Below are 20,002 nucleotides of genomic sequence, written 5' to 3'. Positions count from 1 at the left end.
ATGGCCCTTTCTGCTGCCGACTGGCTGGAGCGCATCCGGACCCTGGATCTGCCTGAAAAGGTCCGGATCATGAATGTCTGCGGTGGGCACGAGCGGTCCATCACCCAGGCCGGGCTTCGCGACGCGTTGCCCGCGAATATCGAGTTGATCCCGGGCCCCGGCTGCCCGGTCTGTGTCTGTCCGGAGGAGGATGTCTACCAGGCGATCCAGTTGGCCATGCGGGAGGACCTGACGCTGGCAACCTTCGGCGACATGCTCCGTGTGCCCGTGAATGTGCGCAAGAACGAGATCCGGTCGCTGGAGCAGGCAAAGGCCGCCGGCGCCGATGTGGTCCCCGTCGCCAGCCCGCAGGAAGTGGTGGCGCTTGCCCGCGCCAACCCGGACCGCCGCGTGGTGTTCTTCGCCGCCGGCTTCGAGACCACGACCGCTCCGGTCGCCGCGATGATGGCGCAGGGCGTGCCCGACAACCTGTTCCTGCTGCTCTCCGGCCGGCTCACCTGGCCGGCGGTCTCCATGCTGCTGAATTCGGGCGAGATCGGCTTCGATGCGCTGATCGCCCCCGGCCATGTCGGCACCGTCATGGGGCCGGAAGAATGGGAGTTTGTCGTCTCGGAGCATGGCGTGCCCGCCGCCATGGCCGGGTTCGACAGCGAGAGCCTGCTGGCCTCCATGTACTCGGTGCTGCGGCAATTGCAGGACGGCAAGCCCTTCCTCGACAATTGCTATCCCAGCGTGGTTCAGCCCGGCGGCAACCCGATGGCGCGCAAGTTCCTCGACGATGTGATGGAGGTCACGGATGCGACGTGGCGCGGGATCGGAACGATCCCCGGTTCCGGTTTCACGCTGAGGCAGGACTACGCAGCGCATGACGCACAGAAGGTCTTGCCAGACTATGCCGACGAAGCCCGCCGCCGGGTTGGCGAGATGCCCGCTGGCTGCGATTGCGCGCGCGTGGTCCTCGGCCGGATCTACCCCGACCAGTGCCGCATCTTCGGCGCACCCTGCACGCCGCGCAATCCGGTTGGTCCCTGCATGGTGTCCGACGAGGGCGCCTGCCGGATCTGGTGGTCCAGCGGACGGCGAACCCGCGTGGAGCAGGCCACCGAATGACGCGAGACCCGGACGTGCCAACCCAACCCGCCCCGCCTGCCGTGGCGCGGCGGATCGTGCTGCGGGGCCATGTGCAGGGCGTCGGCTTTCGCCCGCATGTCTACCGCGTCGCGGTGGGGCTCGGTTTGGCTGGCTGGGTCCAGAACCGGATGGGAGAGGTCCATGCCCATGTCGAGGGGCCGGAAGGCGGTGTCCTGACCTTCCTGCGCGATGTTCTGGAGCAGGCCCCTCCACTGTCGAAGCCAACCCTTGATGAATGTGTCGAGACAGGCCCGGAGCAGGCCGGGGACTTCGAGATCCTCGACAGCGATGCGGGCTCCGACGCCTCGATCTTCGTGCCGGCAGACACGTCGGTCTGCCCGGACTGCCTTCGGGAGATGCGCGACCCTACGGATCGCCGCCACCGCTATCCCTTCATCAACTGTACCCAATGCGGGCCGCGTTATACGCTGATCGAGGCCATGCCCTATGACCGGCCCAACACCACCATGGCCGGTTTCCCGCTCTGTGACGCCTGCCGGCGGGAATATGAAGATCCCACGAACCGCCGTTTCCATGCCGAGCCCGTTGCTTGCCCGGAATGCGGCCCATCCCTGCGTTTTGCGCGGCAGGGGGAGCCCGACATTGCCGACACCGAAGCCGCGCTGGTGGCGGCGATTGCGGCGCTGAAGGCTGGCGACATTCTCGCCGTGCGGGGCATCGGCGGTTACCACCTGATGTGTGATGCGCGCAACGAGGCCAGCGTCCTGCGGCTCAGGGACCGCAAGCGGCGCCCTGACAAGCCCTTTGCGGCGATGGTGCCCGAGAGCGGCGCGGATGGTCTGGACGAGGTGCGTGCGCTGGTGACCCTCACCAAGCCCGCGGCAGAGGCCCTTGTCACGCCGCACCGTCCGATCATGCTCCTGCCGCGACGGACGGAGGTCAGGCTGGCTCCCAGCGTTGCTCCGGGTTGCGCAGAGCTGGGTCTCTTCCTGCCTTACAGTCCGCTGCATGTGCTGATGCTGGACGCGCTCGACGCGCCTCTCGTGGCGACCTCGGCCAATCTCAGCGGCGAGCCGGTCCTGATTGCGCCGGAGGAGATTGATGAACGCCTCTCCGGCGTCGCCGACGCCGTGCTGCACCATAACCGTCCGATCTCTCGCCCCGCCGACGACCCGGTATTGCGCGAGATCGGCGGGATCATCACCCCGTTGCGCCTTGGCCGCGGCAATGCCCCGGTCGAATTGGCGCTTCGCGCCCCCGTGCCGAAGCCCGCTCTGGCCCTCGGCTCGCAGATGAAGGCGACCGTTGCGCTGGCCTTTGGCGACCGCGCGGTCATCTCGCCCCATATCGGCGAGATGGAGGCCCCACGTAGCCTGCAGGTCTTGCAGGAGGTCTCGCGCAGCCTGCAGGCGCTTTATGGCGAAACGGCCAGCGTGCTGCTCTGCGATGCCCATCCGGGCTATACGACCCACCGCTGGGCGCGCGCGCAGGGGATGCCGGTGGCCCCGATCCTGCACCATCACGCCCATGCCTCCGCGCTCGCGGCCGAATATCCGGAAGCGACGGGAGATTGGCTGACCTTCACCTGGGACGGAGTGGGGATGGGCGAGGACGGCACGCTCTGGGGCGGAGACGTCCTCTGGGGCCAGCCGGGGCGCTGGCGCCGCGTCGCCCGGTTCCGCCCTTTCCGCCTCACCGGTGGCGACCGCGCCGGGCGCGAACCCTGGCGCAGCGCCGCGGCGCTCTGCTGGGCAGAAAATCGCGATCTTCCATGCGTGCTGGACGGGGCAGAGATTGCCCGAACGGCGTGGGAAAAGGGTATCAACACGTTTGAAACCACCGCCGCCGGCCGGATCTTCGACGCTGCGGCCTGCCTTGTGACAGGCGTGACCCATGGCAGCTTCGAGGCGCAGGGGCCGATGCTTCTGGAAACTCTTGCCGGCGACATCGCGGGCAGGTCGATCCCGCTGCCGGTGGCGCGGCAGGATGGTCTTTGGGAGGTCGACTGGGCTCCTCTCATTGCGCCGCTGACAGACCAGACCCGTAGCCCGGAAAGCCGTGCGGCCGATTTTCACGCCAGCATGGCCCAACTCGTCCCCGACCTGATCGGACACCTGGTCAAGGACTATCCCTGTTCGCAGGTCGGTCTGACCGGCGGCGTTTTCCAGAATGCCCGCCTCGTAGGTGAAATTCAGGGCAGGACCCGCAATCTGGAGACACCGCTGAAACTGCATCGGCGCGTCCCATGCAACGACGCCGCCATCGCCTTCGGGCAGGTGGTGGAATATGCCGCGCAGGCAGGAGGAAACACCGAATGACCCTTCAGGATAGCCATATCTCGCTCGCCCACGGCAATGGCGGACGCTATATGCGCGAGCTGATCGACGAAGTCTTTGCACGACATCTGTCGAACGGCACGCTGGACACCTCGGCGGATTCCGTCGCGCTTTCGCTTCCCGGCGAACAGATCATGTTCACGACCGACGGCTTCACTGTCCAACCGCTGGAGTTTCCCGGCGGATCTATTGGCTCGCTGGCTGTGCATGGCACGACCAACGACCTCGCGGTCTCCGGCGCCGATCCCCTCTACCTGAGCCTGAATGCCTTCATCGAGGAAGGGTTCGACGTTGCTCAACTCGAGCGCATCGTGGCCGACCTCGGGCGCGCGGCTGCCGAGATCGGCGTCTCGGTCGTGGCTGGCGACACCAAGGTCCTGCCGCGCGGCCATGGCGGGGGGGTCTACCTCGCAACCACCGGCATCGGTGTCTACCGTCATCCCGGCAAGCTGGCGATGGGAGAGATCCGTGAGGGGGACATGATGCTGGTGAGCGGGACGATCGGCGATCACGGCATCTCCGTCATGCTGGCCCGCGAGCAGTTCGGGTTACGTGGCGATATCCTTTCCGACGCGACGAGTGTCCTGCCCCTGACGCAGGCCCTTCGCGGGATCGCGGGCACCCGCTTCATGCGTGACCCCACACGGGGCGGGCTCGTCTCGGTGGCGCACGAGATCACCCGCGCGACAGGTCTCGCGCTTACGCTGAATGCGCCCGCGATCCCGGTCCGGCCGGCCGTTCACACCGTTTGCGACATGCTGGGCTATGATCCTTACTACCTCGCCTGCGAGGGACGGGTTGTTGCCGTGGTGGCACCTGACGCTGCGGAGGCAGCGCTCGCGGCCTGGCAAGACCTGCCCGACGGCCGTGACGCGGCGCTCATCGGGGAACTTCGTGCGGACAACGCCGGCGCGCCAGTGACGCTGACGACAGAAGTCGGGGGGCGCAGGATGCTGGAAGAACTGGAGGACGACCCCTTGCCCCGGATCTGCTGAAGCGCCGTGCACCGAGGCGGGGCGTTTGTGCCGGCCGGGAAATGCGCGCGTGGATGGTTTCGCTGGCCTGGGTTTTGTCGGAGCAACGTGATTGCGACGGGGCAGGGGCTGGAGAGGTTCGTGCCCAAGAGGCGGGACAAGAAGACGGCCTTGAAAGTCCTGAAGAAATCAACGTGACGTTTCGGTCGGCCGGAGACCATCGCCACCGATTTGCTGCGATCGTACGGCGCTGCCTTGCAGGCGATGGGTGCCGAACAAATACAAGTCGAAGGCCAATTTCTCAGCGACTGGGTCGAGAATTCGCACTTGCCGTTGCGACGACGACGCCGGGCGATGCAACTCTTTCGGCGGATGCAGGGTTATCAGATATTCACCGCCGTCCACGCCGCTGTCTTCAATCGTATCAATCCGGGGCGTCGAAATAAGAGTCAGCCATGCCGGTCCTTCGGTGGCTGGTTCGAGTTCGTCTGCCAGCACCGCAGCGGCAACTTCAACCAAGGGCAAACCTTGCCGTAAACCGCAGCTATGGACCGTTGCGGATTCCATGGGCATGGAGAGAAAAACGCTCTGAAGTCGGCTTTCAGCCCTTAGCAGTTATTGTCTCGGATCAACGGATTGGAGCGAGCGGGCCTTGATCTTGGCGGGGGGGGCTGACCGGGTTGCGGACAATGCGGAAACGCGCCCTCTTGATGCCAAGGAACGTGAACGGCCCATTGCGGACCGTGGACCCGCGCGCGGCAAATGCCGGCGATGAGCCCATTGTGTCGGATGCCGTGTGGACCACAGAAATCTGTTTCGCGGCTCGGTGGCCATCCTGGGAAAACCGGTCGGTGCGGCCATCGCCATAACCGTTTCCAAGCGATGAAACGCAACCAGTTTTGCGACTGCATTGCTGCAGCGCAGAGTGTTTGCCGGATTGCCCGGGCGGCAAACTATGTCGCATGGTTTCCCGATGGTCGCATATCGGCGCCATGAGAACACTCTGACGAGGATACCCAAAGCATGAGTTCATCGCCTCCGATCGACCTGAACCAGCCGGTAGGCGACCGCGTGGAGAAAACCACCTGTTACATGTGTGCCTGTCGGTGCGGCATCGACGTGCACCTGAGGGGCGACAAGGTTCGCTACATCGAGGGCAACCGTGACCACCCGGTCAACAAGGGCGTCCTGTGTGGCAAGGGCTCGGCCGGCATCATGCAACATTACTCGCCCGCCCGACTGCAAGCGCCGATGAAACGCGTCGGGCCGCGCGGCTCGGGGCAGTTCGAGGAAATCACCTGGGACGAAGCGCTGGAGATCGCCACCAGCTGGCTCGGCGATGTACGCAGACGCGACCCGAAGCAGCTCGCTTTTTTCACCGGGCGAGACCAGAGCCAGTCGCTGACCGGCCTCTGGGCAATGCAATATGGCACACCCAATTTCGCCGCGCATGGCGGCTTCTGTTCGGTGAACATGGCCGCTGGCGGGCTCTATACTTTTGGCGGGGCCTTCTGGGAATTTGGCGATCCGGACTGGGAACACACGAAGTATTTCCTGCTCTTTGGCGTGGCGGAAGATCACGCCTCCAACCCGATCAAGGCCGGGATTGGCAAGCTCAAGGGGCGCGGCGGCAAGGTCGTTTCGGTGAACCCGGTACGGACTGGATACGCCGCGGTCTCCGATGAATGGGTGGGCATCAAGCCGGGCACGGACGGGTTGTTTGTCGGCGCGCTGATCCATGAGATGTTCCGCAACCGGACCATCGATCTGGACTATCTTGGCCGGTACACCAATTCGGGCTGGCTGGTGATCCAGGATGCCGGTGCCGCCGATGACGGGCTTTTTGCGCGCGATGAGGACGGCGCGGCCCTCGTGTTCGACACCGAAACGCAGCAGCTGAGCAACGCGATGAACCCTGATGCGCGGGCGGCGATGACCGGCGCGCGCGCCTTGCCCGACGGGCGTCAGGCCCGCCCTGTTTTCGAGCTGCTGGCCGAACGGTTTCTCTCGCCAGACTACGCCCCCGAGGCCGTCGCCGCCGAAACCGGCGTATCGGCGGAACAGACCCGCCGCATCGCCGCCGAACTGGCCCGCGTTGCGTTCGAGGAGGAAATCGTACTGGATCGACCCTGGACGGACTGGGCCGGGCGAAAGCATGACAAGATGATAGGGCGTCCCGTTTCCATGCATGCCATGCGCGGGATCTCCGCCCATTCCAATGGCTTCCAGACATGCCGCATGATCCACATCCTCCAGATCCTGCTGGGCACCATCGATTGCCCTGGCGGTTTCCGCTACAAGCCGCCCTATCCCAAACAGACCCCGCCGAACCTGCTGCCGCATGGGGCCTCGGGAGATATCAAGCCGGAAATGCCGCTTGGTGGTCCGCATCTTGGGTTCCCGCACGGGCCCGAACACCTGCTGCTGGACGATGAGGGCGGGCCGAACCGTATCGACAAGGCGTTCTCCTGGGATGCGCCGATGTCATCGCACGGGTTGATGCATATGGTCATCAACAATGCCGCCAGGAAGGACCCGTACGCGATCGACGTGCTGTTCCTCTACATGGCCAACATGGCGTGGAACTCCTCGATGAACGTTCCCGGCACGCTCGACGCCTTGACCGCAACAGACGAGAATGGCGACTACGTCATCCCGAAAATCATCTACTCGGACGCCTATTACTCCGAGACCGTGCCGTTTGCGGACCTGATCCTGCCGGACACGACCTACCTTGAGCGGTATGATTGCATCTCGCTGCTCGACCGGCCGATATCGGAGCCGGATTACCTCGCGGATTCCATCCGGCATCCGGTGGTGAAACCGGATCGCGACGTGCGGGGCTTTCAGGAAGTGCTGATCGATCTCGGGGCTCGCCTTGGCCTGCCGGCCTTCACCATGGAGGATGGCAGCCCGCGCTATCCGGGCGGATATGCCGACTATATCGTCAACCACGAACGCAAACCGGGGATTGGCCCGCTTTCAGGGTTCCGTGGTGATGGCACCGAGTTCGGCAAGGGCGCGCCGAACCCGGATCAACTGCAGCGCTATATCGACAACGGCGCCTTTTTCGAACATCGGCTGGACCCGAGCCATGCCTATTTCAAGCATGCCAATCGCGGTTATCTGGACTGGGGCATCGAAAAGGGCATCCGGCTTTCTCCGGAGCCGACAATCTTCCAACTCTACTCCGAGCCTCTGCAGAAGTTCCGCCTGGCCGGGCGGGGTCATGGTGAGCGGCAGCCACCGGACCGAGCCCGCGAGCGGTTGGAGCGCTATTTTGATCCGCTGCCGTTCTGGTATCCGCCATTCGAGGGGACACAGGTGGCCAGCGGCGCGTTTCCGCTGCACGCGATCACCCAGCGGCCCATGCATATGTATCACTCCTGGGGAAGCCAGAACGCCTGGCTGCGCCAGATCACGGCCGCCAACCGGCTGTATATTCACCGGTCTGTCGGGGATCGGATTGGGGCGGAAGATGATGATTGGGTCTGGCTGCGCTCGCATCTCGGACGCGTCAAATGCCAGGTTCGGCTGATGGACGGGGTCAATCCCGACACGGTCTGGACCTGGAACGCCATTGGCAAGCGTCGAGGCGCCTGGGGGCTGTCGGCAGACGCGCCCGAGAGCAATCAGGGGTTTCTGCTGAACCACCTGATTTCCGAACTGCTTCCGGCCAGGGAGGGCGGGTACAGCTATTCCAATTCTGATCCGATCACCGGACAGGCTGCGTGGTTCGACCTGCGCGTTGCGATCGAGAAAGCGGACGGGGCAGGCACCACGGAGCCCTTCTTCGAACCTCTGGGAGCCAGTGGACAGCCGCCTTCGCCGAGCAAACTCGCCTATGGCGCGGAATTCAGGAAGGATGGCCGATGACCTGCCTGCCACAGAGCACCGGCAAGAAGCTTGGACTTGTCATCGATCTCGACATCTGTGTGGGCTGTCAGGCCTGCGCAACCTCCTGCAAGGAGTGGAACACCGGCGGCTATTCCGCCCCGCTCTCCGATCACGACCCGTATGGCGCGGACCCGTCCGGCGTCTGGCTCAACCGGGTGCATTCCTACGAGTACGAACGCGATGGCGCGGCTGGAACACTTCATTTTCCACGCTCTTGCCTGCATTGCGAGGAACCTGACTGTGTCACCGTCTGCCCGACGGGCGCGTCCTACAAACGCGCGGAAGACGGGATTGTTCTTGTGAACCCCGATACCTGCATCGGGTGCAAACTCTGTTCCTGGGCCTGTCCTTACGGCGCACGCGAATATGACCATGATCACGGAGTGATGAAGAAATGCACCCTCTGCGTCGACCGGATCTATAACGAGACACTGGAGGAGGAGGACCGCGTTCCGGCCTGTGTGCGCGCCTGCCCAACCGGCGCACGCGCCTTCGGTGACCTTGGGGACCCTGAAAGCGATGTTTCGCGCTCGGTGGAAGAACGCAACGGTTTCAGCCTGCTGGAAGAGTTCGGAATGAAGCCGGTCAACCGCTATCTGCCGCCACGACAACGGCCCGCGCCGCCGCCCGAACCGGCCGAGCCCGTTACCGTCGCTGACGGTTCCGCCCTCGAAACCCTCTTTGCCTGGGTCGACCGGACCCTGTCCTCGCGGAGGTGACACATGCACCCGGCCTATTCCGTGATATTCTTCACAACATCCTCCGGCGCAGGCTACGGCTTGCTGTTCTGGCTCTCGCTCGCCGAAATCCTGGTGCCTGGCCTGCTTGACCGCTGGCCGGCCCTCGCGGCCCTTGTGCTGGCCTTGATGCTGATCTCAGCCGGCCTGCTCGCATCCACCTACCATCTCGGGCATCCTGAACGGGCGCTCGGCGCGCTGTCGCAATGGCGCTCGTCCTGGCTTTCGCGCGAGGCCGTGGCAGCGGTGGCGACATATCTCCCGGCCAGCCTGCTGGGGATCATATGGATTGCTGGATTGCCCGAGGGGATGGTGCCAGTGCTCGCCGGGCTCTCCGCGGCAGGTGCAATTGCGACCGTGTTCTGCACCGGAATGATCTACGCCTCGCTGCGCACAATCCGCCAATGGAACCGCCCGGATGTGCCGTGGATCTTTCTCGCCCTGGCTGCGGCGACCGGCGGGCTGCTCTTCGCCGTGTTCGCAGCCTTTGCAGGCGCCGGGCTTCAGGCGTCCCTCGTTATGTTCGTGAGCCTGAGCGTGGGCGCCGCTGTCAAGCTGCGCTACTGGTCCGCCATCGACGCCGATACGGCGCGCTACTCTGTCGAAGATGCTCTCGGCGTGCCCGGACTCGCGTCCGTCCGAACCCTCGACCCGCCCCACGACCGCCCCAACTTCGTAATGCGCGAGATGGGATACACGGTCGCGCGCAAGCATGTCGAAAAGCTACGGCGGGTCGTCCTGATGAGCCTCTTCGCCGTGCCGTTGGCATCGGTCTTGATTGGCGCTCTCTCAGGATGGTTTATAGCCGCGTTTTCGCTCGCCATCCTGACGGCCACCCTTGGCGTGGTGGTGGAACGTTGGCTTCTCTTCGCCGAAGCCGAACATGTTTCCCAACTCTACTACTGACGGAGCAATCCACGACGTCATTGGCAGAGGGGCGTTGCGACGTGCCGCAACGCGCAGCATCGACCGAGCGACAGTTTCAGGGGTGCGGTCACAGCCTGGCGCGAGCAGAAACCGGAGGCCGCCCGCCGCAAGGGGGGGCGAGACCTTCGTCACCTGGATCGAGAGCATCGACCCCGATCTGGCCACCGGACCCTTCGCCGGCCTCAACGTGGTCGCGGCGAAAGCCAACCGCAAGGCCACCGCTACCTCCGCAATGCGCCCGGGCGAGGTTTAGGACATCGTCGACAAGCGCCTCGCCGAGATCGCAGCCGCGAAGAAGGTCGCTGAACAGAAACCCAGCAGCACGCCGCCTGGCATCTGAACATTTCTGCGCCGTTGCGGTTGGGGGGAAATGGAGTGCCATGTCGACAAGACACACCGCATGGGCCTCGGTGTCCCAAGAAGCCCACAACTGCCAGACCCAAGCAGATCGCCACAGGCGCTCGATCATGCGGTCGTCGATCCAGCGGCCCTTGCCGACCCTGCTGATCTTCGTCGATGCCTCGCTGAGGACTTCTATCCGGATCGCGCTTGTGAACTGGATCTGGGTTGCATGCACGCCATACTTTTCGACGGTTCCGCCAACGTCATCTCTTCGCGGATCGCCTCAATCGCAACCTTGGCCTTTAGCTCGGGCGAAAGGTTCTATCCCTTGGTCATTTTGGATCGTGTCTCTCGTCAGGCGATCCATCTTGGCGACTGGTCTGAAATCCCGCGACCAACTCTCCGAAGACTGGCTCGAATTCGTCGGACACCTCCCTTGAGACCCCTGCAATCATCGTAGTACTGAGTTTTCACAACGTCGCGCCACAACAGAGTCGCCGACGTAGCATTGCCCGGCGACACTGCCCGGGCAGGCATGGCTTGAAATAAAGGTCTGCTGACATGGGAAAGATTGTCTCGATTGGTGAAACTCTCGTCGAGGTCATGGCCGACTCGTCAGGATGTGGCTTTCTGGAGCCGATGAGCTTCACCGGACCATTCCCCTCGGGGGCGCCGCCGATCTATATCAGTCAGGCGGCACGGATGGGCGCCGCGACGGCATATATCTCGACGGTAGGCGATGACGATTTCGGCAAGGTCAACCTGGACCGGCTGCGAAGCGACGGTGTCGATATATCTGCAATCGCCATCGACCCGATCCTCCCGACGGGGCACGCCTTCGTCCGTTACCGGCCCGATGGCAATCGCGACTTCTGTTACAACATCACCTACTCCGCCAGCGGCCAGACGAAGATGACGCCTGAGGCCGCGAATGTCATTGCCGCATCGACCCATCTGCACGTCGTCGGAAATTCGATGTTCACCGACGAGATCCGCGAGATGACCGCACAGGCGGCGGCTCAGATCAAGGCGCGAGGGGGAACGGTCTCGTTCGACCCCAATCTGCGCAAGGAGATGCTGGCGCAACCCGGTCTCCGCGAGGCGATCGAGAAGGTGCTTTCCTTCACCGACCTGTTTCTACCGTCCGGGGACGAACTGTTCCTCGGGGTCGAGACGACCGACGTGAATGAGGCAATCGCCCAGCACCTCGCCTCCGGGATGAAGGCTGTGGTGCACAAGCGCGGTGCCGAAGGCGCGACCTACTATGACGGGACGCTGGTGCTGAACCAGCCACCTTTCCCAGCGCAGGAGGTCGACCCGACCGGGGCTGGAGACTGCTTCGGCGGCGCATTCACCGCGCTTTGGACGTCGGGTGAAAGTGCGGCCGAATGCTTGCGGCTTGCCGCCGCCGCGGGCGCGCTTGCGGTGATGAAACGCGGTCCGATGTCCGGGGCCGAGAACGCCGAAACGGTGCGCGCGTTCGCTGACAAGCATACCCGTCGCGTACAAGGAGCAAAGCATGTCTGACGATCCGCTTCGAAACCTGGGCCAGGACCCTCGTGGTATCGTTTCCGTCTGTTCCGCCCACCCGCTGGTCATCTCCGCGTCGCTTCAGGAAGCAATGGCTCAGGATCAGTTCGCACTGATCGAATGCACCTGCAATCAGGTCAACCACCGCGGCGGCTACACCGGAATGACACCGGTCGATTTTGTCGCCAGGGTGAAGGAAATCGCCAGTTCGGTGGGGTTCCCTGAGGGCAAGCTTCTGTTCGGTGGCGACCATCTGGGGCCGAACCCGTGGAAACACCTTGCCGCCGATGAGGCGATGGCAGAGGCGAAGCTGATGATGCGGTCCTATGCCGAGGCGGGCATCCGCAAACTGCATCTGGATTGCTCAATGGGGTGCAAAGGCGAGCCGGTGGCGCTTGATGACGAAACGACCGCCGCGCGCGCCGCCGATCTTTGCGCCGTGGCCGAGGAGGTCGGCGAGGATTTCATCTACATCATCGGCACCGAGATCCCGGCGCCGGGCGGAGCCCATGAGGAACTCGCGGATCTTGAGCCCACCAAACCCGAGGCGGTGCGCCGGACCTATGACGTGCATAAACGGGTGTTCGAGGCAGCGGGGCTGTCGGACGCTTTCAAACGGGTTATCGCGATTGTTGTGCAGCCCCGGGTGGAGAGCGCGCAGATGAGTGTCGTGCTCTACGACCCCGAACGTGCACAGGACCTCGTGGCGGCGCGCTCCGACCTTTGCGGTCTGGTCTACGAGGGGCATTCGACCGATTACCAGACCGCGGCTTCGTTGAAGGCGCTCGTCGATGACGGTTTTTCTATCCTGAAAGTTGGCCCCTGCCTGAGCTATGCGGTCCGCGAAGCGCTCTACGGGATGGAAATGGCCGCGGCAGAAGTCGATGGCGGGCCACGCGCGCTGCGCGATACGATGGAAGCGCTGATGCTGGCCGACCCGAGTGTGTGGGACAGCCATATCCACGGCGACGCCGCCTCGCAGAAAAGCCAGCGCCATTATGGTCTGGCCGATCGAATTCGCTACTACTGGCTTAAACCGGAGGCGGTGGCCGCGCTGGATTCGTTTCACGACCGCTACCGGGCGACCCTCCCCCAAATCGGGCTTCTCAGCCAATATCTCGGGGGCGATTTCATCAAGGAAGCCCTCGAAGCCGGTGACGATTTCGGAGATCCGGATGCACTTATCAGACGCCGGGTCCGCCGCACCTTGCGGCCCTGGTTGAAGGCCTGCATCTGAAGCCACCCTCAGAAGCAATATCCCGATAGGTGTGTGCTATTCGTTCAACTAGGGGCCGCACCGCCAGGGTTGAGCGGAACGGCCCTGAACGACCAGCGTCCTCGGGCCGAATGGCTTGCGGCATTCGCTCAACGGCCTCGTGAAGGTTGTCGGGGCGGCTCTTTCGGAGCTGCTATTTCGATCTCGCGGGCTCCGTCCCCGCAAGGGTCGGCGAGGTCAGCTTGCAAGCGCCGCCAGTGTCACGAAAGTCCCGCAGATCGCCAGGCCGGAAATTCCGAGCCAGAACAGAAGATAGCCCACGATGACAACATAGAGCGGGAATCGCGATATGATGCCGCGTGCCGCGCCGATGACCTTGGCTGCAACGGCCTGACAGGCGCCGGCATTTTTGTGCAGTCGCAGACCGGGTGCCAGTGTCCAGTCCCATTTCCATGGGCCACTTCTTGATAGAGATTCCGGCACTGGAGGACGCATTCCGAGCGCCTGTTGCGGTCTTGTGTGATTGTACACTCTGAGCCACCAATTGATAACGACTTGGGCCTGGTTGGTTGTTGTGAACCATTCGGCGTTAAGAACTTCCCTGCGCAATGTGCAATTGAACCGTTCGTTGCAGCCGTTCTCCCAAGGTGATCCCGGATAGATCCGGAGGAGCTTCACGCCGACCTTTTCGAGCCAACCCTATGTGGCCTTCGATGCGAAGTCTGGACCATTGTCGCTCCGAACGAGTTCAGGTTTTCCATGGCGCAGGAAGAACCCGTAGAGGACTTCCAGCCCATCCTCAGAACCCAAGCGGGTGCGGACTTCTACTGCCAGTGACCGGCGGGTGTATTCGTCCAACACGGTCAGCATCTTGTCGCTGCGTCTATTGCTGAGCTTGTCGTCAACGAAGTCCACGCTTCACACAGCCACGCCGCTCTCCGGCGGGCGCGGCACGATCATCGGCACGCTGATCGCCGCGATGATCCTCAACGAAAAGGTCCGGTTCGGCGCGCCGAAACTCGCACCGGCCCCCGACTTCGAAGGAGAGACAGTTGACCCGAGAGCTCAAGGTTTACCCCAACGCGCACTACTATACCGAAGACGGAACCTTCAAAATGGAGCTGGCGCGAGAGGCGTATTTCGACCTGATGCGCTACCATGACTACGCCATCCCGGATCGCTTCCAGACGGAGGATTTCTGGGTCAAGGACCTCAATACCGGCGATTTCGCCTTTTCCGGCCTGGCCGGGATCTTCTGGTTCAGCGATCCCGACTACAACCTCTCCGGCCACGAGATGTTCCTGCTGCCCAACCAGGCGATTCCGGAGCATTGGCATGTCGGCACCGATGTGACCGGCCCGAAGTTCGAAGCCTGGCATGTGCGCCAAGGCGACATTTTCACCTGTTTGGTCGGCGTCGGCGAGATCGCCCGGCTCTCCGCACCGGCAGAACAGCACTGGATGCGGGCAGGGCCAAAGGGCGCCATCGTGACCGAATAGGCCACCCATCACGATCATGAGGGCCTGCGTTTCAGCCACCCGGACGGGACGTTCTTTCTCGACTAGGCAACAGACGGGTCATGTCAGGGCAACCTGGCCTGCAGCTGGGCAGGGGCCTGACTGGCTGTCTCGGATGAGGACACGCGACCCGTTCAAATACTCCAAGACGAGCGAGGAGTTCATCTGTCTTGCGGTGATGCTTCACGGTCGTCTTCCGCTCTCGCCGCGTGGCGCGGTCTCTGCCCGGCATAGCGGGGCCATGCCAGCTTGATGGACCCCGTTTCAGTCTCCGGAAATCCGGCTCAACGCCGACACATGATCGATCAGGTTTCGATCGGCGAGGTACATTTCAACCATTCCGGTCGCGGCAGGTCCGCGATCGGCTGGCATTTTTTCTGATGTGGTCCATTTCCGCGTCCGGGCTAATGTCCGTAGAGAATAGCCATGAAGTGGGGGGAACACTGAGGGGAAGGCGTCGGACCGCAGGAAGGTCCCCGCCGCCAGAGGACGCTGTTGGGCCGGAACGGATGGTCACCTTTCCGACCACGGTCAAACAAGCTGCTCGACGCCTGTGCCGATGCACGGCAACACTCGATGTCGAGCGCGTGCCACGAGTAGATCGCGGGCGGACCGCGTGATTGGTTCCGGTATTGAAAGAATACAAGGAAACGTCATGAAACGATTTCTATGATTGGCGGCGGTCTGCGCGCTGTCCGCCACTTCAGGGACTGCACAGGATGGCGAGATCATCCGTGATGGGGAGTACCGATATCTCGAAGCCCAGTTCGGCGATGAATGGGCTGAACAGGACACGCGGATCGACGGTCGCCTGAACGAGATCTGGGACGCCAATGTGGGCACCCCGCCAAACATCCTCTATATCCTGATCGACGATGTCAGCTTCGGCCAGATGGGCAGCCGGAGGCCCAACTACGTCACGGGGATCGACACGCCGAATATCAACCAATTCGCGCAAGACGGCCTGTCGTTGATGCGCATGTATACCGAACCCTCCTGCACGCCGACGCGCACGGCGTTCCTGACGGGTCGTCACCCGATCCGGGCCGGTGTCGAAGAGGTCAAGGTTGCGCTGGTCGGCGAGGGTTTGTCTGCCGAAGAGGTGACCCTGCCGGAAGTGTTGAAACAGGCCGGCTACAACACTGCCCATGTCGGCAAGTGGCATCAGGGCGATATCGAGGAGGCCTACCCGAACAATCAGGGGTTCGATTGGGCCGCCTTCCCGCTGCATCAGCAGGTGCAGCTCAGCCTGATGACGCGGGAAGCCAAGGACGCCAACAACATGTTGGGCTACCATCTGTCCGGTCAGTCGAACCAGTTCGGGCTGGACCAGCGGTTCCGGCCCTACGGGCTTGTCACCGGCGTGGAAGGCGAAGCCGGCGGCATGGTCCGCGAGGTCGACATGGAGCCGGGCGAGGAATGGACGCAAGCCAAGTACGAGGAAATGAACGAGCGGTACCAGCGCCAGATCCTCGAACAGCTCGACCGACTGGCTGGTGAGGAAGAACCGTTCTTCCTGCAATACTGGCCGCTTTACCCGCTGAACTTCGCATATCCCGATCAGGCGATTTCGCGAAATGGTGGCTTTCACGCCGACAAGCTACAGCTTCTGGACGAATGGATCGGTGATCTCCTGGCCAGGCTCGAGGAAACAGGAGAGGCGGACAACGCCATCGTCATGCTGATGGCCGACAACGGGTTGATGTATCACTACGAGGGCACTTCGGGGCTGAACCAGCTGATCTACCGGGGCGGAAAGACGCAGCACCTCGAAGGCGGCGTGCGGACGGATGCCTTCATCCGCTGGCCGGGCGTGATCGAGCCGGACAGCGCCGTTGGCGACATCGTGCATGTCTCGGATCTGTTCACAACCTTTGCGCGTATCGGCAATGCGATGGATTTCATCCCCAAGGACCGGGTCATCGACGGGCTGGACCAGACACCGCTTCTTCTTGAGGGGGAGGGCAACTCGCGGCGCGACTATGTGTATGTCTACGAAGGCACCGTCCTGCGCTCGGTCGTGAAACAGGAGTTCAAGATGCACTTGCCGGCGCCCGGTGTTCCGGGTGCAGCCGCCCCTGTCTACAACATCCTGCGCGATCCGCGCGAGGAACACTCACAGATCGGCAATGCGCTTTGGTCCGGGGCCTCCTTCCAGGACATGGTCAAACGGCATCAAAAGATGATCGCGAAATACCCGCATCTGCCGCTGGGCAAGGGCGTGCCGTATGAGGGCATCGAGAACCTGCGCCCGGAAAGTGAACTGGCGCGAGAGGTTTTCTCTTCCTGGCAGTAGACAGCGACGACTGTTGCTACACTGATGACACGTGGCGCGGCCGATCTTTCGGCCGCGCCTCATTTGCCAAAGGACGTCCTGTACATGATCAAAGCTTTCTTCGCAGCATCGGTCACTGCGGCTGCACTCACCGTCTCACCGTCTCGCCGGCCAAGGCGAACGATATCAGACTGATCGTCCAGATCGCGGTCGATGGGTTGCGGGGGGATCTTCTGAGCCGCTACGGGGCGAGTTTCGTCCCCGATGGCTTCCGTCGCCTGACCGAGGGGGGCGTCTGGTACACCGATGCCCATCACCTGCACGCGAATACCGAGACGATCGTCGGCCATGCCACCCTTGCCACCGGCGCTCATCCTGCCGAGCACGGCATGATCGGCAATTCCTGGTACAATCGGGCGGATGGACGGCTGGGCTATAATATCGAAGACCCCGCGTATGAAGCCCTGCCAGTTCCCGGGTTCTCCGGCGAAGGCGACCAGATCGACCCAACACAGGCCGCGGCGGCCACAACGGGACGGTCCCCGGCAAACATCCTTGCTTCGACCTTCGGGGACGAGCCTTCAAATCGAACAACGGCCAGTCAAGGATCATCGGGATTTCGGGCAAGGACCGTTCGGCTGTCGCCATGGCCGGCCATGTCGGCAAGGCCTTCTGGATGGCAACCGATACCGGCGCCTACCAGACCAGCAGTTACTATTATGACGCCTATCCGGACTGGGTGATCGCGTGGAATGCGGACCGTCCGGCCGATGCTGCGGTCGGGACTGACTGGACGTTGAGCGACCCCATCGACAGCTACCTTCTGGCCGCGAATGACGACCGGTTTTATGAAACCGATCTCAAGGGCTTCGGTCGCTCCTTCCCACATCCCTACGGCGCCCCGAAAGACGGCCTTAATTACACGCAGGTGCTCTTGAGCCCGCTCGGCGATCAACTGACCGCGTCCTTTGGCAAGGCGGCGGTCCTCGGCGAGGGGCTTGGCCGGGATGACGCCGTCGACGACCTCAGCCTGAGTTTTTCGGGCGTGGATGCGACCAATCATTTCTTCGGCCCATCGAGCCTTGAGAACGAGGAAATGGTGCGATCCCTCGACCGCACGCTTGCAGACCTGTTCGCGTTTCTCGATGCACAGGTTGGCGCGGACCGGGTACTCTACGTTCTTTCCGCCGATCACGGAATGCCAGAGATGCCCGAATTCATGGCCGCGCATGGGCATGGGGCCGAAAGAAACGGGCATAAGGCGCTGGCCGAAGAGTTGAACTTCGAGATCGCGGATGCTTTTGGCGTTGAACCTGCGATCAAGGCGTTCTTCCGGCCCTACATCTATCTCGACCACGAGGTGATCGCGGAGGCGGGCGCCGATACGCGCGCCATCGAACGGCTGATCGTGGACGAACTCGGCGCCCGCCCGGGCATCGCAATGGCCATGCCAAGGGAACCGTTCCCGGAACAGCGCGGCGATTTCCTGGAGGGGCCGATCCGCCGGAATTTCCATCCGGCCCGCTCCGGTGACATCTACGTGGTGCAATCGCCCTACTCATTTCTCCTTGATCCGGGCGCAATCGCCGTGATGCACAGCTCGCCCTGGCGCTACGACACCCATGTGCCAATCATCTTTGCCGGTCCGGGGATCGAACCAAGGCAAGTCGCCGACAGGGTTGCGACGACCGATGTGGCGGTGACGCTGGCGGACATCTTCGCCACGACGCAGCCGAGCGGAGCATCGGGCACCGTCTTGCGCGACGTCGTGGGGTCGGAGAGCGGAGGATTATCCGGTCTCGTCGTTAACCAACTGAACGCCGGATGCCGTCTGGCGTCGCTTTGGTCCGGGTTTTGCCGCCGAGATCCACAGAAAACGGGTTGAAGCGATGCGTTCCGGACCGCGACGACGCCAACACCCGGCAGTATCCTGACGTCGGCCACTTGCCCATGGTGCCGTTTCACTGCCGCGCGACGCTTCCAGACCCTGCATTGCGAAGATCGAAGAAGCGTCACTGTTGGAGGTGATACTTCTTGATCTTGCTGTACAGAGTTCGCGTGCTCATGCCGAGTTCCTTGGCCGCTTTTGCCTTCTGGAACCCATTGCGGACAAGAGCGTCCGCGATCCAGTCGCGTTCAGACAAGGGCCGAGATGTTTCGGATTCGGTTTTCGGCGAGGCAGGTTGTGGATTGTTTTCGGCGGCCGCCCGGAGATCCACGGAGCTCGTGCACACAATGCGAGACTTGACCTGTCGAGGTGACAACTTGCGGATGTGTTGGACAAGTGCTTCATCGGCAAACCGAAGGAGGTTGCCTTGATGAATGGCGTTGAGGGACGAGATCTCCTCAAGGATGACCATCCATCCATTCGCCTGCTCCAGCGCGCCGCGCGACGTGGATGTGCCGAGCCACCGCGAGCGCGACCTGCGCACCGGCTGCGCAATTCCCTTCCAGTTGACCCTGGGCGGCATGATCCAGTTTACCGCTACGCCGATGTGGGGGATCAACTACGTCACCCACGAACCCTTCCGCCTGCCTCATCTCGACGAACATCTGGACTTGGGCAAAGGCGCAAATTCCATCGGCGGCTATTTTGCCGAGATGCTCGACCCGTCCATGAACTGGGACGACGTGGCGGAAATGGTGCGCGACAGGGACGGGCAGTTCTGTCTCAAGGGCATCATGACCGTCGAGGATGCCCGTCGCACGGCCGAGATCGGTTGTACCGGCATTTTCCTGTCTAACCACGGTGGCCGGCTGCTTTACGACTCCTGCGTCCCTTTCGACCAGTTGGCCGAAATTGTCGACGCCGTCGGGGATCGGCTCGACGTGATGATGGAAAGCGGCATCCAGCGCGGCACCCATGTTCTGAAAGCGTTGTCTCTTGGCGCCAAGGCCGTCGGGGTCGCTCGACACTATCTCTACGCCCTGGCTGTGGCCGGACAGCCAGGCGTGGACCGGGCGCTTGAGTTGCTCCGCAAGGAGATCGAGCGCGACATGAAGCTCGTGGGGGTCACCCGGATCAGACAACTCGGCCGTCACAATCTTCGGTTCCAGGTCGTCGGCCCTGCTTCGAGTGCAACGCAGTGGGAGGCTTCCTGACCGGCGGTCCCGATATGTGGTGGTCGGTCACGCATTTGCGGCGAATGGCCAGTATCC

18 protein-coding genes are annotated in these 20,002 nt (G+C 62.9%); 14 read left to right on the top strand and 4 right to left on the bottom strand.

The annotated features are described in order from the left end of the window. From hypD to R3X27_RS22185, 7 genes are all read left to right on the top strand, one after another. Entirely contained in the window at positions 1-1,110 is a 1,110-nt protein-coding gene (hypD, locus tag R3X27_RS22215; RefSeq protein ID WP_317711097.1) for a hydrogenase formation protein HypD, read from the top strand. Then, on the top strand, positions 1,107-3,410 hold the full coding sequence (gene hypF, locus R3X27_RS22210; RefSeq protein WP_317711096.1) for a carbamoyltransferase HypF: 2,304 nt from the start codon (positions 1,107-1,109) through the stop codon (positions 3,408-3,410). Before hypD ends, hypF begins: the two co-directional genes overlap by 4 nt. Then, the gene (gene hypE / locus R3X27_RS22205; protein ID WP_317711095.1) at positions 3,407-4,423 is read left to right on the top strand and encodes a hydrogenase expression/formation protein HypE; all 1,017 of its coding nucleotides are present in this window, start codon (positions 3,407-3,409) and stop codon (positions 4,421-4,423) included. The genes hypF and hypE overlap by 4 nt, the downstream gene beginning before the upstream one ends. A gap of 243 nt (positions 4,424-4,666) precedes the next feature. Beyond that, complete coding sequence (locus R3X27_RS25710) at positions 4,667-4,939, top strand: hypothetical protein (protein ID WP_411572530.1); 273 nt, start codon at positions 4,667-4,669, stop codon at positions 4,937-4,939. Between the two features lie 486 nt (positions 4,940-5,425). Further along, complete coding sequence (locus tag R3X27_RS22195; RefSeq protein WP_317711093.1) at positions 5,426-8,278, top strand: molybdopterin oxidoreductase family protein; 2,853 nt, start codon at positions 5,426-5,428, stop codon at positions 8,276-8,278. Next, positions 8,275-9,018 (top strand): 4Fe-4S dicluster domain-containing protein, encoded by a 744-nt coding sequence (locus R3X27_RS22190; RefSeq protein WP_317711092.1) that lies wholly within the window; start codon positions 8,275-8,277, stop codon positions 9,016-9,018. Before R3X27_RS22195 ends, R3X27_RS22190 begins: the two co-directional genes overlap by 4 nt. 3 nt (positions 9,019-9,021) lie before the next feature. Continuing rightward, positions 9,022-9,942, top strand: a complete 921-nt coding sequence (locus R3X27_RS22185) for a dimethyl sulfoxide reductase anchor subunit family protein (protein WP_317711091.1) — start codon at positions 9,022-9,024, stop codon at positions 9,940-9,942. An 88-nt stretch (positions 9,943-10,030) separates the two neighbouring features. On the opposite strand, the gene R3X27_RS22180 is transcribed toward R3X27_RS22185, so the two are convergent. Beyond that, positions 10,031-10,540, bottom strand: a complete 510-nt coding sequence (locus R3X27_RS22180) for a hypothetical protein (RefSeq protein WP_317711090.1) — start codon at positions 10,538-10,540, stop codon at positions 10,031-10,033. 326 nt (positions 10,541-10,866) lie between these two features. Here R3X27_RS22180 and R3X27_RS22175 point away from each other — a divergent pair, with 326 nt between their 5' ends. After that, positions 10,867-11,832 (top strand): sugar kinase, encoded by a 966-nt coding sequence (locus R3X27_RS22175; RefSeq protein WP_317711089.1) that lies wholly within the window; start codon positions 10,867-10,869, stop codon positions 11,830-11,832. Further along, positions 11,825-13,072 (top strand): class II D-tagatose-bisphosphate aldolase non-catalytic subunit, encoded by a 1,248-nt coding sequence (locus R3X27_RS22170; RefSeq protein ID WP_317711088.1) that lies wholly within the window; start codon positions 11,825-11,827, stop codon positions 13,070-13,072. Before R3X27_RS22175 ends, R3X27_RS22170 begins: the two co-directional genes overlap by 8 nt. Before the next feature lie 216 nt (positions 13,073-13,288). On the opposite strand, the gene R3X27_RS22165 is transcribed toward R3X27_RS22170, so the two are convergent. Further along, complete coding sequence (locus R3X27_RS22165) at positions 13,289-13,729, bottom strand: transposase (protein ID WP_317711087.1); 441 nt, start codon at positions 13,727-13,729, stop codon at positions 13,289-13,291. 374 nt (positions 13,730-14,103) lie between these two features. On the opposite strand from R3X27_RS22165, the gene R3X27_RS22160 reads away from it, so the two are divergent. Then, the gene (locus tag R3X27_RS22160; protein WP_317711086.1) at positions 14,104-14,550 is read left to right on the top strand and encodes a hypothetical protein; all 447 of its coding nucleotides are present in this window, start codon (positions 14,104-14,106) and stop codon (positions 14,548-14,550) included. Between the two features lie 691 nt (positions 14,551-15,241). Beyond that, positions 15,242-16,864 (top strand): sulfatase-like hydrolase/transferase, encoded by a 1,623-nt coding sequence (locus R3X27_RS22155; RefSeq protein ID WP_317711085.1) that lies wholly within the window; start codon positions 15,242-15,244, stop codon positions 16,862-16,864. 59 nt (positions 16,865-16,923) lie between these two features. Here the strand turns inward: R3X27_RS22155 and R3X27_RS22150 are convergent, their stop codons facing one another. Next, positions 16,924-17,193, bottom strand: coding sequence for a hypothetical protein (locus R3X27_RS22150; RefSeq protein WP_317711084.1), 270 nt, complete (start codon positions 17,191-17,193; stop codon positions 16,924-16,926). Here R3X27_RS22150 and R3X27_RS25705 point away from each other — a divergent pair. Together R3X27_RS25705 and R3X27_RS22145 are read left to right on the top strand one after the other, a co-directional pair. Then, positions 17,077-17,586, top strand: a complete 510-nt coding sequence (locus R3X27_RS25705) for an alkaline phosphatase family protein (RefSeq protein ID WP_411572529.1) — start codon at positions 17,077-17,079, stop codon at positions 17,584-17,586. The genes R3X27_RS22150 and R3X27_RS25705 overlap by 117 nt on opposite strands. Further along, positions 17,490-18,728: an alkaline phosphatase family protein gene (locus tag R3X27_RS22145; protein ID WP_411572528.1), complete on the top strand. Its 1,239-nt coding sequence runs from the start codon at positions 17,490-17,492 to the stop codon at positions 18,726-18,728. The genes R3X27_RS25705 and R3X27_RS22145 overlap by 97 nt, the downstream gene beginning before the upstream one ends. Positions 18,729-18,855: 127 nt before the next feature. On the opposite strand, the gene R3X27_RS22140 is transcribed toward R3X27_RS22145, so the two are convergent. After that, a complete protein-coding gene (locus tag R3X27_RS22140) occupies positions 18,856-19,203 on the bottom strand; it encodes a helix-turn-helix domain-containing protein (RefSeq protein WP_317711083.1) in 348 nt (115 codons plus the stop codon). On the opposite strand from R3X27_RS22140, the gene R3X27_RS22135 reads away from it, so the two are divergent. Beyond that, complete coding sequence (locus R3X27_RS22135; RefSeq protein ID WP_317711082.1) at positions 19,196-19,945, top strand: alpha-hydroxy acid oxidase; 750 nt, start codon at positions 19,196-19,198, stop codon at positions 19,943-19,945. The two genes, R3X27_RS22140 and R3X27_RS22135, sit on opposite strands and share 8 nt — an antisense overlap. Positions 19,946-20,002: the final 57 nt, after the last annotated feature.

It is taken from the genome of Tropicimonas sp. TH_r6 (assembly GCF_033101155.1).
Taxonomy (GTDB): Bacteria; Pseudomonadota; Alphaproteobacteria; order Rhodobacterales; family Rhodobacteraceae; genus Tropicimonas.
The sequence above is the reverse complement of the archived record's forward strand: the minus strand, read 5'-3'. Positions and strand labels throughout refer to the sequence as shown.